The sequence below is a fragment of the Ruegeria arenilitoris genome, from assembly GCF_013030985.1.
In the GTDB taxonomy this organism is placed as follows: domain Bacteria; phylum Pseudomonadota; class Alphaproteobacteria; order Rhodobacterales; family Rhodobacteraceae; genus Ruegeria; species Ruegeria arenilitoris_B.
This window is the reverse complement of sequence record NZ_WPYP01000010.1, coordinates 72844-86175: the sequence shown is the minus strand read 5'-3', so window position 1 is coordinate 86175 and position 13332 is coordinate 72844. Positions and strand designations below refer to the sequence as shown.

Annotated in this window: 9 protein-coding genes; 4 read left to right on the top strand and 5 right to left on the bottom strand. The window is 58.8% G+C overall.

What is annotated here, in order from left to right; genetic code table 11:
* Position 1: 1 nt before the first annotated feature.
* Both GOX88_RS18685 and GOX88_RS18680 read right to left on the bottom strand, forming a co-directional pair.
* A complete protein-coding gene (locus GOX88_RS18685; protein WP_170405328.1) occupies positions 2 to 817 on the bottom strand; it encodes an ABC transporter ATP-binding protein in 816 nt (271 codons plus the stop codon).
* A 1-nt stretch (position 818) separates the two neighbouring features.
* Entirely contained in the window at positions 819 to 1931 is a 1113-nt protein-coding gene (locus tag GOX88_RS18680) for an ABC transporter permease (protein ID WP_254443361.1), read from the bottom strand.
* A 275-nt stretch (positions 1932 to 2206) separates the two neighbouring features.
* Here GOX88_RS18680 and GOX88_RS18675 point away from each other — a divergent pair, with 275 nt between their 5' ends.
* The 4 genes from GOX88_RS18675 to GOX88_RS18660 all read left to right on the top strand — a co-directional run bounded on the left by GOX88_RS18675 (position 2207) and on the right by GOX88_RS18660 (position 8482).
* A complete protein-coding gene (locus tag GOX88_RS18675) occupies positions 2207 to 3739 on the top strand; it encodes an alkaline phosphatase family protein (protein ID WP_170405321.1) in 1533 nt (510 codons plus the stop codon).
* Positions 3740 to 3844: 105 nt separating this feature from the next.
* Positions 3845 to 5710, top strand: a complete 1866-nt coding sequence (locus tag GOX88_RS18670) for a hybrid sensor histidine kinase/response regulator (RefSeq protein ID WP_437436434.1) — start codon at positions 3845 to 3847, stop codon at positions 5708 to 5710.
* A complete protein-coding gene (locus GOX88_RS18665) occupies positions 5710 to 6411 on the top strand; it encodes a response regulator transcription factor (protein ID WP_170405315.1) in 702 nt (233 codons plus the stop codon). The genes GOX88_RS18670 and GOX88_RS18665 overlap by 1 nt, the downstream gene beginning before the upstream one ends.
* A gap of 283 nt (positions 6412 to 6694) precedes the next feature.
* On the top strand, positions 6695 to 8482 hold the full coding sequence (locus GOX88_RS18660; protein ID WP_170405312.1) for an ABC transporter ATP-binding protein: 1788 nt from the start codon (positions 6695 to 6697) through the stop codon (positions 8480 to 8482).
* Between the two features lie 61 nt (positions 8483 to 8543).
* On the opposite strand, the gene GOX88_RS18655 is transcribed toward GOX88_RS18660, so the two are convergent.
* The 3 genes from GOX88_RS18655 to GOX88_RS18645 are packed head-to-tail and all read right to left on the bottom strand — an operon-like array spanning position 8544 to position 13325.
* Positions 8544 to 9854: an HlyD family type I secretion periplasmic adaptor subunit gene (locus tag GOX88_RS18655; protein ID WP_170405307.1), complete on the bottom strand. Its 1311-nt coding sequence runs from the start codon at positions 9852 to 9854 to the stop codon at positions 8544 to 8546.
* Positions 9838 to 11985 carry a type I secretion system permease/ATPase gene (locus GOX88_RS18650; protein WP_170405304.1) on the bottom strand — a complete coding sequence of 716 codons (2148 nt, stop codon included), beginning with the start codon at positions 11983 to 11985 and terminating at the stop codon, positions 9838 to 9840. The genes GOX88_RS18655 and GOX88_RS18650 overlap by 17 nt, the downstream gene beginning before the upstream one ends.
* A complete protein-coding gene (locus tag GOX88_RS18645) occupies positions 11982 to 13325 on the bottom strand; it encodes a TolC family protein (RefSeq protein ID WP_170405301.1) in 1344 nt (447 codons plus the stop codon). The genes GOX88_RS18650 and GOX88_RS18645 overlap by 4 nt, the downstream gene beginning before the upstream one ends.
* Positions 13326 to 13332: the final 7 nt, after the last annotated feature.

The window sequence follows — 13332 nt, the reverse complement described above, 5'->3', positions numbered from 1 at the left end:
TCTACCTGTCCTGCCCCTTCTCTTGCGCCGCGCGCGCCCGGGGGCCGGTGAAGTATTCCTGCACCCAAGGATGATCGACTTTGGTCATTTCTTCAATCGGTCCTTCAACCAGAACGCGTTTTTCCGCAAGAACCGCGATGCGGTCGCAAATCGCATAAAGACTATCCAGATCATGTGTGACCATGAACACCGTCAGCCCCAGCGCGTGCTGCAATTCACCGATCAGTTCGTCATAGGCCGCAGCCCCGATCGGATCCAATCCTGCGGTGGGTTCGTCCAGAAACACGATCTCGGGGTCCAGCGCCAGCGCGCGGGCGAGGGCTGCGCGTTTGCGCATCCCGCCGGACAGTTCCGCAGGGAACTTGCCGCAGCTCAGTTGCGGCAATCCAACAAGACTGATCTTCAGGCTTCCCAGGGCCTGCATCAGCTTTTCGCTGATCCCGGTATGTTCGCGCAGCGGTGCCATGACGTTCTGCAGAACGGTCAGCGAGGAAAACAGCGCGCCGTCCTGAAATGCAACGCCCCAGCGTTTTTCGATGCGCCTGCGTTCCTGTTCAGGGCCGTTCAGAACATCGACACCCAGCACCTCGATACTGCCAGAGGCGGGTTTGTTCAGCCCGACAATCGTTCGCAGCAGTACAGACTTACCGGTGCCCGAACCACCGACGATGCCCAGCACCTCACCGCGCCAAACATCCAGATTGAGGTTATCGTGCACGACTTGCGGTCCGAACCGGTTGGTCAGGTTGCGCACGCGGATCACCGCTTCACGCTGGGCGTTGGTATCTGAGGTCTGTTCCAGCACGGTTCCGTCCATGTCAGACATCCAACGCCGAGAAGAAGATCGAGAACAGCGCGTCCAGCGCGATCACCATGAAGATGGCTTGAACCACCGATGCTGTCGTTCTCTGGCCGACGCTCTGGGCCGATCCCTTGACCTGCATCGCCTGCCAGCAGGCGATCACACCGATCACCAGCGCAAAGAACGGGGCTTTGATCATGCCGACGGCAAAGTGCCAGATACCGGTGCTTTCCTTCAAGCGGGTCACGAACATGCCGGGGCTGATGTCCAGGTCGATCCAGCTCATCAAGCCGCCACCAAAAAGGGCCGCCATATCGGAAATAAAGCCAAGTATGGGCAGCATGATCAGCAACGCTACGACCCGCGGGATGACCAGCACCTCGATCGGGTCCAGTCCCAGCGTGCGCATGGCATCGATCTCTTCCTGCACTTTCATCGATCCGATCGACGCGGTGAAGGCCGACCCGGACCGGCCCGCAACAATGATGGCTGTCAACAGGATCCCCAGCTCACGCAGCACCGAGATCGAGATCAGCTCGACCACAAAAATCTCGGCCCCGAACTGTTTCAGCTGGGTGGCGCCCTGAAAGGCCAGAACCACGCCAATCAGGAACCCCATCAGGGCCACAATCGGGATCGCCTTGAACCCGACCTCTTCCATCTGTGACACCAGCGCCGCCCGGCGCAGTCGCCACGGCATGACGATAGTTCGGACCAGACGATGCAGCGTCAGGCCCAGAAACCCCAGCATCGACAGCGTATCTTTCCACGCCCCGACCGTACTTTCGCCAATGCTGGCGACCCAATCGGCAAAGCTGCGGCGCTCGGCCTCGGTCCCCGGATCGTCGGGTATGTTTTCGGCCACGGTCTCGAGCAGGGCGGAATGGGCAGGGTTCAGCCCTTCGAACCGGACCTCGGCCCCGGCGGCGCGCTCCCGCCGCGCCAGGTCAGCAATCAGCCAAGCCCCGCCGGTATCCAGTGCCTCGACCTTGGTCAGATCAAATATGACATTTCCACCCTGCGGTTTTATCGTCGCGAATGCCTGTTCCACTTTTTCCAGAGACTGGGTCAGCATTTCTCCCGAAACACGCAGGCAGACGCCGTCGGCGTCATGGTCCGGATGTATCATCGGCTGGGTCATGGCGATATGTGATGTGAAACCGTGTTGGGCTGCAACGGATTTCTGCGCGCCGCCGGGAATTGTCGTCCTGCAATAGCAGCAGTGTGACAATTTAGGAGCGACCCGGCGTCGGTGCGGCCGATTGCGTGAATCAACCCTGCTTTTCGTTTAAGTTCAGTTTTTTATGCCTGATCAAAACCCAAGGTCAGGAAGTTGTTGCCGGACCGCCCGAACCGCGCCAATGATCACAGCTGAAATGCCACGGTGGAATCAGGTTAGGCCAAATGCAGAAACCCGGAAATGTCCTGTTCATCATCATCGACCAGTTGCGGGTGGATTGCCTGAACGGGGCCCTTGCGGCCCATGTCGATCTGCCAAACCTGCGTGCGTTCATGGATGAGGCCGTGACCTTTGATCGACACTTTTCGGTGACCAATCCCTGCGGCCCGTCGCGCGCCTCGATCCTGACGGGTCAGTATGCGATGAACCACCGGTCAATTCGCAACGGCACCCCTTTGCGGCACGACACTCCGAATATCGCGACCGAGATCCGTAAGGCCGGTTATCTGCCCATGCTATTCGGCTATACCGACACGTCAGCCGATCCGCGTGTCTTTGATCCGGGCGATCCGATCCTGACGTCCTATGAGAACCCTATGGCCGGATTTCACGAAGTCATCGAAATGCGGTTGGAAGAGTCCTATCCTTGGCAGTCGTATCTGATGCAGAAGGGGTACGAGTTCGAAAAATACTGGGACGTCTACAAGCCGGTTTCGCCAAACGGTGGTGCGCCGCGCCTGAACGATCCTGCCCTATATCGGGCCGAGGACAGCGACACCGCCTTTCTGACCGATGCGTTCCTCAGCAGCATTGCGCCGTACAAGGACCAGAACTGGTTTGCGCATCTGACCTATATCCGGCCACACCCGCCTCTGGTCGCCCCGGCCCCCTACAATGATATGTACGATCCGGATGCGTTGCCCCTGCCGGCAGGGTTTGCAGATGTAGCCGACGAAAGCGCAATGCATCCCTTCTTTGGTCCCGCGATGGAAAAGCAGTCGGCCAAAGATTTCGTCGAAGGGTTTGATACCTTGGACCCAACGCCCGAAAACGCCCGGACGCTGCGCGCGGTCTATCTGGGACTGGCGACCGAGGTCGATCACCATGTCGGCCGTGTCATCCAGTTCCTCAAGGACAGCGGCCAATATGACGATACCCTTGTGGTGATCACCGCCGACCACGGAGAGATGTTGGGCGACCGTCACACCTGGGGCAAGATGACGGTCTATGATGCGGCCTATCACACACCGCTGATCATCCGGATGCCCGGCAATCAGGATCAGGCGGGAACCGTGGTGACGGTGCCGACAGAGTCCATCGACATCACTCCGACGATACTTGACTGGGTCGGGCAGTCGATTCCAAACACGATGGACGGGCGATCCCTGATGCCGTTGCTGCAAGGAGAGGTCCCGGAGGATTGGCGCAGCTATTCGTTCAGCGAACTGGATTTCTCGGCCCCCGAAAACCCCAGCTTGTGGCAACAGCAGCTGGGTACGGGCAACAGCGACTCGTGCCTGGGAATCTTGCGGGACGACCGGTACACTCTGGTCGAATTCGCCGCCGAACTGCCACCGCTTTTGTTTGATTATCAGGGTAAAGGCGAAATGGAGAACGTTGCCGAAAATCCCGACTATGCGGCGGATCTGGCACGTCTGGGCCGGATGATGTTGCGGCACCGGATGCGCAACATGGATCATACGCTGTCGCTGTGTTCCCTGACACCGGACGGAGCAAAGACCAAACCGCGGTACTGACCCAATCTGTCGCGTCCGTGCCCTCTACACCTGTGACAGATCCGATGTTACGCATGTGCTACGGGGAGGGCGAATTTGGACATTACCGAAAAGCACATAAAAGAAATGACAACCGCCGGTCTGAATCTGATTGGGCAGGCGTTGTCGATTTATGACAGCCAGTTGCGGTTGGTTGTCAGCAACCGGCCGTTCCAGGTGATGTTCGATTTGCCGGATGAACTGGTCCGACCCGGGGCGCAGTTCCGGGACACGATCCGCTATCTGGCAGCGCGTGGTGAATATGGTACGGGTGCGGATGTCGAAGCCACCGTCGAGTTGCGGGTTCAACAGGCGCTGACCTTTGAACCGCATTACATGGAACGTGTACGCGCCAATGGTCGGGTGATTTCGGTCGAAGGGGCACCTCTGCCCAAAGGCGGTTGGGTTTCGGTTTACACCGATATCACCGACACCAAACAGGCCGAGGCCCTGTTGCGCGCCCGGTCCGAGGAGTTGTCGGGCCAGTTGCTGGACCGTGCCGAAGAGCTTTCGGCGACCAACCGAAAACTGGCCGCCACCAATGCCGCACTCGAAGAGGCCAAACGCCAGCTGACCGAGATCGAAGCCCGCACGCGCATGACGACCGAGATGATGCCGGCCCATATTGCGCATCTGGATCCGGACGGGCGGTACGATTATTCAAACCGTCGGCTCAGCTCGGTCATGCCGGGCCGCCCGTCGGAAATTCTGGGTATGCATATTTCCAAGGCTTTGGGGCCTGCGGCCTTTCCGCGCGTCGAGCCCCATCTGAAAAAGGCCTATGGCGGCGAAGCCTCGGTGTTCGAGTTTACCGAGGATCAGGATTCCCGCCGTATCCGCGTGTCGTTTTCTCCGGATGGTGAAGGTGGTGTCTATGTGATGTCGGTCGACATCACCGAGGAAACTCAGGCGCGCGTTGCCCTGCAACAGACCCGACGCCGGGCGATGGCGGCGCAGATGACCAGCGGGCTGGCGCATGATTTTTCAAACCTGTTGACGATCATTCTGGGAATGCAGTCGCGGCTGGAAAAGATGGACCTGCCCGGCGAGGCTCGGGAGCTGGTGGATGCAACCCAGCAAACCGCCCGGCGGGGCGGGCAGTTGCTGAACCGGATCGCGGACATGACCGGCAACCGTACCTTTCAGCCGAAAGCGACCGATATGCGTGGTCTGCTGGAGGATCTGCGCGTTCTGGCCTCGCCCTCCTTGCCGCGTGGCGTGGGGCTGTCGGTGGTCAACACTTTGCCCGACGAGGCACTGATGCTGGACCCGGGCATGGTTCAGGACGCGCTTCTGAATCTGGTCCTGAACGCACGCGATGCCTGCGGCGGGTTCGGTCAGATCACCATCAGTGCGCATAAGATCGGCGACATCTGGATCGAAATCGCGGTCTCGGATACCGGATCAGGCTTTTCCGAAGAAGGTTTGGAGAAGGCTCTGAACCCGTTCTTTACCACCAAAGGCAGTAAGGGGTCCGGGCTGGGGCTGCCCATGGTCTATGACACCGTGAAACTTGCGGGTGGAGATCTGAATCTGCGCAATACCCCATCTGGCGCGACTGTGGCCATGCGTTTGCCCTATCGCCCCGCCCCACCGAAACAGGAGGGCCTTGTCCTTCTGGTCGAAGATAATGACGAGCTGCGCGGGCAGTTTCGGGATATGTTGGTCGAGCTCGGGTTCTCGGTGATCGAGGCGACCTCGGTCGATGAAGCGCTGGCGCTGACGGCGGATATTGATGACATCGCGTTTGTCCTGTCGGATATTCGGCTGGAAGGGCAGGGGACCGGGCTGGATTTGCTGGCACAGCTTAAGCCTGCGTTGCCTTGTATTCTTATGACCTCTTTGCCCTATTCCGATCCACTCCACCGGCAGGCGCTGACGCTGGCACCGGTGCTGAGCAAGCCGTTTACCCGGGCGCAACTGTCCGCCCTGATCCGAACCGAGGCCGCCTGATGACACAACCACTGGTCACCATTGTCGATGATGAGCCCGAAATCCGGCGTGTTCTGACCGACGCGCTGGAAGAGGCGGGCTTTCGCACCCAGAGCTTTGCCCGCGCTCGGGAGTTCGAAGCTGCGTTGAAGCGCGTGACGCCGGATGTTTGCCTGGTCGATTTGTCCTTGCCTGACACTGATGGCCTGGCGCTTGTTCACCGGCTGGCGCTGGAGCAAGGGGCGGCGGTGATCATCATCTCGGGTCGAGCCCAGGTGCAGGATCGCGTCACCGGGCTGGAGCTTGGGGCCGATGACTATATCACCAAACCGTTCGACCCGGCCGAGGTCGTGGCCCGCATCCGGGCAAGGTTGCGGTCCCCACGCACGCAGGCGTCGCAATCGGATGTGGCGCGTTTCAACGGCTGGACCGCGCATTTTGATCGCTACATTCTGGAGGATGGCAGCGGAACGGAAACACCGTTCAGCCATGCGGAAGGCGAGGTTTTGCGGTTGTTTCTGGAAAGCCCCAAACGCCTGATCAGCCGGGCCCAGATGCAGGAAGCATTGGGTGGTGCCGCAGGCGACAGTTTCGACCGGGCGATGGATGTACGGATATCCCGGCTGCGGACGAAACTGGGCGAAGATCCCAAAAATCCGCGCCTTATCAAGACCATCTATGGCGCAGGATATATTTTTCTGGGGGATGTTGAGTGGCGGTAAAACGCCGATCAATGTCTTGCGGCGAGATTGACATTGTTGTCACGGCAAATAAAAAGACTAGGAATTACATATCGTTATGTGCGAACCAAGCCGAAAAGACTGCACTTGATGTCTGCTTAGACACATCAGCCTCAATATCTGCGCGCTGCCTATGGATTCTTGGCGCAGTCGCGCATAACTAACAGCACCGCGCCCGACCGTCGCCGCCATGGTGCCGGTTGAGAATTGGGTAAGGCCATGTCGCCATCAGGCATCGGAACCGCTGAAGGTTTTGGAGAATAGAATGATCAAAAAAACCTGGGCCAATTGGAAATCCAGTCATATCGGCCGTTTGCTGGGCGAGAGTCTTCGAAACCAGGGTTGGTTATACGGGATAGCGATGGCTGCCATGGTTGTGGTTGCCGGGACAACTGCAGGAACCGCGTGGATGATGGAGAACATTGTCAACGCGATGACTGAACCGGAAATGCGGTCCAAGGTTGGATGGGTCGCCCTTGCCGTAATCGGGTTGTTTTTCAGCAAAGCAGCCGCTTCTTACGTTCAGGCGGTTTTTCTGGCGCGGGCCGGAAACCGTATTATCGCTGTTCAGCAGGAACGCCTGTATGAAAAGCTGATCAAGCGTGGTGTCGGCTTTTTCTCCAGAAACGAATCTTCCGGCCTGTTGATGCGGGTCACAAATGGTGCGCAAGCGGCCAGAGTGCTGGTTGACGTCGTGGTGACAAGCTTTGTGCGCGATCTGCTGACTTTGGTCGGTCTTGTCTTCGTTATGATCTATCAGCAGCCGATGCTGTCCGTATTGTTCTTTGTCGTCGGCCCGGTGGCATTGGTGAGTGTTCGGATGCTGCTGAAGCGCGTCAAAGCGATCATGCAGTCCGAATTGATGGCCCTGTCCGAAATCATCAAGGTATTGCAAGAGACATCCGGAGGCATCACGATCATCAAGGTTTTCGCCCTTGAGAAACATATGACCGGTCGGATGAACGGCGCAATTCGGGCGGTCGAGGAAAGAGCGAACTCGATTTCCAAATTGCAGTCTGTTGCCAGCCCTCTGATGGAGTTTTTGGCGGGTCTTGCGATTGCGGGCATCCTGGTGATCAGTGCCATTGGCTTCGGAGACAGTGAGCCAACGACTGCAGGTCAGTTGATGTCGTTTATTACGGCCCTTTTGATGGCGTATGAGCCCGCGAAACGATTGTCGCGGATGCGCGTTGTCATTGAGACGACACTTGTTCCAATCGGTATGATGTTCGAACTTCTGGATGAAGAAGAACCCATGCGTGAACGCCCGGACGCCAAAGCAATGGAACCCGGACCGGGCGAGATTCGCCTTAAGGACCTTACCTTTGGCTACAAGGGGGATACCCCGGTTATCTCGAATATGAACCTAACCTTCGAGGCGGGTAAAACCACGGCTTTGGTTGGTCAGTCGGGTGGTGGCAAATCGACAATCTTCGGTCTGATCATGCGGTTTTATGATCCCGATTCCGGGGCGGTCGAAATTGATGGCCAGGACCTGCAGGGCGTCACCTTCGCCTCATTGCGGCAAAAGATATCCTATGTTGGTCAAGAGACGTTTTTGTTCTCGGCTTCGGTCATGGATAACCTGCGATATGCGCGGCCCGACGCTACTGACGAAGAGGTAATGGAAGCCGCCCGTGACGCCCATGCCCACGATTTCATCAGCAAGCTGGAATATGGCTACGATACCCCGGTCGGAGAGAGAGGCGCGTTTTTGTCCGGCGGGCAAAAACAGCGGCTTGCCATCGCGCGTGCTATTCTGCGCAAGTCTGAAATCCTGTTGCTGGACGAGGCGACCAGTGCCCTCGATGCGGAATCCGAGACGCTTGTGAAAAAAGCTCTGGACAGGCTGACCGAGAATGTAACGACGATCGTCATCGCCCACAGGTTGTCGACCGTGCTTGAGGCGGACAAGATTTTCGTCATTCAGGACGGCGAAGTTCTTGAAGAAGGCAATCTTGAATCGCTGATCGAAAAGGACGGGGTGTTCCGTCAGTTGTTCGACCACCAGTTCAAACAGCCGACTGCCGAGGGGGCTACCTCTCCGCAATAGCGTCTTGGCGTAAAAGGGGAACAGTCGGCACTTGCGGGGCGTGTGCCGGCTGTCGAAGATGCTATTCGCGCAAAGCTCTGTCCTTGATTTTGACCACGGGCTGCAGCAGGTATTCCAGAACCGTTTTGCGGCCCGAAAGGATATCAACCTCGGCAATCATGCCTGGGATGATTTCGACGGCGATGCCGTCGGCATCCAGCATCGCATTGCTGGTTTCAATCTTGACGACGAAAACCTCCTCGTCATTGCGCTCGGACCGAGTGATCGTATCGGCACCAATCCGCATGATCTGGCCGTCCAGCGCGCCGTATCTGGCGAAATCATAGGCTGTGATCTTGACCTTGACGGATTGCCCCGCATGGAGGAACGCGATGTCTTCCGGCCGTACGTAGGCTTCGACAAGCAGCGTGTCATTCAGGGGTACGATTTCAATCAGTTCCTCCCCGCCCCGCGCCATTCCCCCGATTGTACTGCGATGCACCCGGTTGACGATGCCACGCACCGGAGACCGCACCTGCGCCCTGTCGGCCCGATCCCGCAGCGCGGGCAAGACCGGTTGCAGCGCGGCAAGTTCGGTGGTTGCCATCGCCAGATCGGTAAGCGCGGCGCTGCGAAACCGGCTGCGGGTCGCGCGGATACGGTCGTCTATTTCGTCCAGCCCGGTTTTCAGCCTGTTGGTCGCGGCCACAGCTCTCGTCTTCCGACCTTCCCACTCGGCCTCTCCCCGGCGCAGCGTCAAAAGTGTTGTTGCGGGTTCCATCCGTTTTTCCACCAGGGGCTCCATCATCGCGCGCTCTTCCGCCAAAAGCCTGAGCGTTTCGTCTGCGGTGATCCGGTCCACAAGCCCCTCTTCATATTCCTGCTGCCTTTGTTGCCGCTGGCGTTCAAGGATGGCGATTTCGGCGTGCAACTCAGATTGCCGTCCCTTGTACAAAGCGGCTTCTGATCGTACGACCTCGGGGGCGCCTTTGATCAACTCTGATGAAAAACTCAGGTCAGTGCCGTCGATTTCCGCCTGCAGGCGTTGCGTTCGCGCCATTAGGCCGAAGGCGCGCTGTTGCTCCTGACTGAACTGACTGTCGATCTGGGTTGTCTCGAACTCCATCAACAACATGCCCTTGTCGACCACCTGTCCCTCGCGAATTTCCAGCGATTGCAGAACACCGGGTTCCGTGGCTTCGATCACCTGAACGTCGGCTGAGGGCACGATCCGCCCATCCACCCGGGTCACGTCGTCCAGCTCGGTCAGATGTGCCCAAAGGCCCAGTGCGATCAGGCATGAGGCGATCACCAGCAAAAGCAGGGAACCACGTATCGGTGAGCGTCCACGCATCTCGCGCGCGAGGGTGGCGAGGTCAGGATGCCGCGACATTCAGATGCCTCCCTGCTTTGCGGGCGTGTTGAGCGAGCATACTCTTGGGACCATCGGCAGCCACACGCCCGCCTTCGATTACAATGACGCGGTCGACCAACTCCAACAGGCTGGTGCGATGGGTGACGATGACCATCGTGGTGTCCTGAGTTGCCTGTTTGAGGCGCCGGATCACCTCGGCTTCGGTTTTCACGTCCATCGCACTGGTGGGTTCATCCAATAGCAGTATCGGCGGGCGTCCGATCAGGGCTCTGGCCAGCGCGATGGCCTGTCGTTGCCCGCCGGACAGGCCCTCGCCACGTTCGGCAAGCTTCAGATCGTAGCCGTTGGGATGGCGGGCGACGAAGTCTTCCACTCCGCCCACTTTTCCTGCGCGGATCAGATCCTGATCACGTGGCCGAACGGTGCCGCTGTTGATGTTTTCGCGCACGGTCCCGGAAAACAGCCAGATATCCTGCAACACGGAACCGACATTGCGGCGCAGGTCGCCCGGATCAATCTGGCGAATATCCACACTATCCAGGAGGACAGAACCGGTTCGCGGTTCGTAAAGCCCAAGCAACAGGCGCGAGATCGTACTTTTCCCGGACCCGATCGGCCCCAATATCGCAACCTTTTCACCGGGTTCGATCGAGAATGACACTCCCGCCAATGTGTCCTCGGCCTGATCCGGGTAGGCGAAATGGACATTCTTGAAACTGATGCGCCCGTCGAAGCTGTTTCGGCTAATCCAGCTGCGCCCATGCGGCCGTTCACTCTCGGCCTGCATCAATGCGTTCAGGTTGCGATACGCGCTGCGGGCCTGATTGACGCGGGTCAGGGTCTGGGCAAGCTGTCCCAATGGAGCCAGCGCGCGCCCGGTCAGCATCACCGAGGCAACCAGCGCCCCCATGCTCGCTTGCCCATCGGTGATCAGAAACACGCCGTAAAAAACGATCAGAACCTGTGCGGCCTGCTGGGTGAACCCGGTCAGGTTGAGGGCGAACTGGGTCACCATACGGCTGCGTGCGCCATGCGAGGATTGACGCTCGATCGCGTTTTCCCAACGGGTTCGCATGGGTCTGGCCGCTGCTGTGGTCTTGATCGTCTCAAGCCCCGAAACGGTTTCCACCAGAACAGATTGCTTGGACTGGCCGTCGGAGAAGCTTTTTTCGGCCAGGCGCGACAATATTGGCTGAACGGCCACGCCGGCCAGCAAGACAATCGGAACCGCAAGGGCAGGGATCAACGCCAGCGGCCCGCCGACCAGATGGATGACAAAGACGAACAGGGCAATGAACGGCAGATCAACCAATGCAACCAGCGTTGCCGAGGTAAAGAACTCTCGCAGGGTTTCAAACTCTCGCACAGTGCTTGCCATGGCGCCGGTTGACCCGGTGCGAGACTTCATGCGGATGTTCAGCACCTGATCGAAAACACGCCGCCCCATCTGCATGTCAGCCTTTTGTCCGGCGCGGTCGATGAATCCGGCGCGCAAGAGTTTCAGTAGGAAATCAAACCCCAGGGCGAGGCCAACACCGGCAGTCAGGGCGATCAAGGATTCCGTGGCCTCGTTCGGCAATACGCGGTCATAGACAACCATGATGAAGATCGATGTGGACAGGCCCAGCAAGTTTGCCAGCGCCGCGGCCAGGATCACTTGCGTATAGGACCATCGGTTTGCCGCCATCGCCGACCAGAACCAATGACCGGCCGAGGGGGACTCACCGCCCGAGACCTCGGTCCGATGGTCGCGGCGAAACAGGATTGCGTATCCGGTGTACGTGCGGCCCAGTTTGTCCTCTGACACTTCACCGATCCCATCTCCGAGGTCGGGGTCGAAAATCAAAAGGCTCCCGTCACGCGTGCGACCATGGAAAACAACGGCTTTGTTGTTCTCCAAAATCAACAGGGCAGGTGACAAGGTCATGTCAAAATCCTGCAACTTGCGTTTGCCGTACCCGGTCTGCAATCCGGTATTTTGCGCCACCTCAATGGCGTCGCGAAGGGTAAGTTCATCTGATGCGCCGGTTTGGGCGGCGTGCAGGGCGGCCACTGTCAAAGGGCGGTCCAGCTGGGCTGCGACATGCAACAGGCAAGCCTCGAGAGCAGAGAGCGACGGCGCGCGCGAAATTGGCAAAAGCTGTGTCATAGACCCTCATCCCATTTCACCGTTGAGACGCCCAGCAGATCCAAGATGTCGCCGGTTAGGCTCAGCGCGGCGTAGTTGGTTAGAAAGAAGTTTTGTTCGGCCAGGATCAGTCTTTCCTGTGCGTTCACATAATCCCGCTGCGCATCCAGAATCTCGATCAGGCTGCGCCTGCCGATGGTAAACTGTTCGCGCGCGGCGGTGACACTGTCGGCGTTGGCCTGCACGGCAACCCGGGCCGCCTGAAGGCGAACTGCGCCGGCTTGCTGGTCAGAGCGGACGAACCCCAGCTCACGGCGAATGTCCCGGATGACCGAGTCCCGCGCAAATTCCGCCTCTTTGACCTGCGCCTCGGCGGCCGCGATGGCGGCCCGTCGTTGCCCTGTACTGTCGATTTCGTAGTTGAAAGACAGATCGACTCCGAAATTCGCGTCGTTGCTGTCATCCCGGTCGGCAAAAGCTGCGAATTCAATGCCCGGCTGGCGGCGTGCAAGGGCGGCGGCCTGCTCAGCCTTTGCCGACAGCAGCGCTGCGTCGGCCCGCCTGACCTGCGGGCTATCCATCACGATCTGAGAATCGGTCCGCGACAGTTTCGGAGCCGTGACAGGCGGTGGGAGAGCCCCTGGAGCAGCACCAAAGAACTCACGATATTGGGCGTTTGCACGATCCAGGCGCGCCCTGGCATCCGCCAGCCGCGTCTGCGCATCCGCCATCCGAGAGCGCGCCGTCAGAACGTCAGCATTCGACCCCACACCCTGTTCCGAACGTTCTGTGATCTGGTGCACCAATTCTTCATGAACCGCGACGTTCCTTGTCGATATTTCCAGAATTTTTCGCCGGTCAAGAACCACGACATAGGCTTCGATTGCCGACAGCGCGACGGCGGCAGCGGTTTGCACCTGGTCTCCGCGACTTTGCAAAACGCGGGCTTTTGCTGCGGTCAGATCATTCGACGCGGCTCCGCCATCGTATACCAACTGAGAAATACGCAGGTACGGGGTGACATCGGCGATATCGGAGTCGATACGTTCGGACCGTGCGTTTACGCCGACGGACAGGCGGGGCAAAAATGCTCCTTTGGCGGCATCCTCGTTGGCTGCAGCAATCTCCAGCCTCGTTGCGCTTTGCGCCAGATCCGGATTTGTTTCGACAGCAGCCCTGATCCGCTGACCAAACGCGCTTTGCGCCAGCCGAGGCGCAGGTGCACTTGCGCCAGCCCCGACGGACCCGCTGGACAAGGACATCTCAACCCCTGTCAGGTCAGGCGTGGGTGTGCAGGCCGACAACATGGCGGCAATGAATAGAAAAGGTGCAAATCCAAGTCTGCGGTTGAGTATTGGCATAGGTGTT

Bases quoted from the DNA above. Each gene is read 5' to 3' on its own strand.
- GOX88_RS18685 (WP_170405328.1), bottom strand. From the start codon at position 817: ATGGACGGAACCGTGCTGGAACAGACCTCAGATACCAACGCCCAGCGT.
- GOX88_RS18680 (WP_254443361.1), bottom strand. From the start codon at position 1,931: ATGATACATCCGGACCATGACGCCGACGGCGTCTGCCTGCGTGTTTCG.
- GOX88_RS18675 (WP_170405321.1), top strand. From the start codon at position 2,207: ATGCAGAAACCCGGAAATGTCCTGTTCATCATCATCGACCAGTTGCGG.
- GOX88_RS18670 (WP_437436434.1), top strand. From the start codon at position 3,845: ATGACAACCGCCGGTCTGAATCTGATTGGGCAGGCGTTGTCGATTTAT.
- GOX88_RS18665 (WP_170405315.1), top strand. From the start codon at position 5,710: ATGACACAACCACTGGTCACCATTGTCGATGATGAGCCCGAAATCCGG.
- GOX88_RS18660 (WP_170405312.1), top strand. From the start codon at position 6,695: ATGATCAAAAAAACCTGGGCCAATTGGAAATCCAGTCATATCGGCCGT.
- GOX88_RS18655 (WP_170405307.1), bottom strand. From the start codon at position 9,854: ATGTCGCGGCATCCTGACCTCGCCACCCTCGCGCGCGAGATGCGTGGA.
- GOX88_RS18650 (WP_170405304.1), bottom strand. From the start codon at position 11,985: ATGACACAGCTTTTGCCAATTTCGCGCGCGCCGTCGCTCTCTGCTCTC.
- GOX88_RS18645 (WP_170405301.1), bottom strand. From the start codon at position 13,325: ATGCCAATACTCAACCGCAGACTTGGATTTGCACCTTTTCTATTCATT.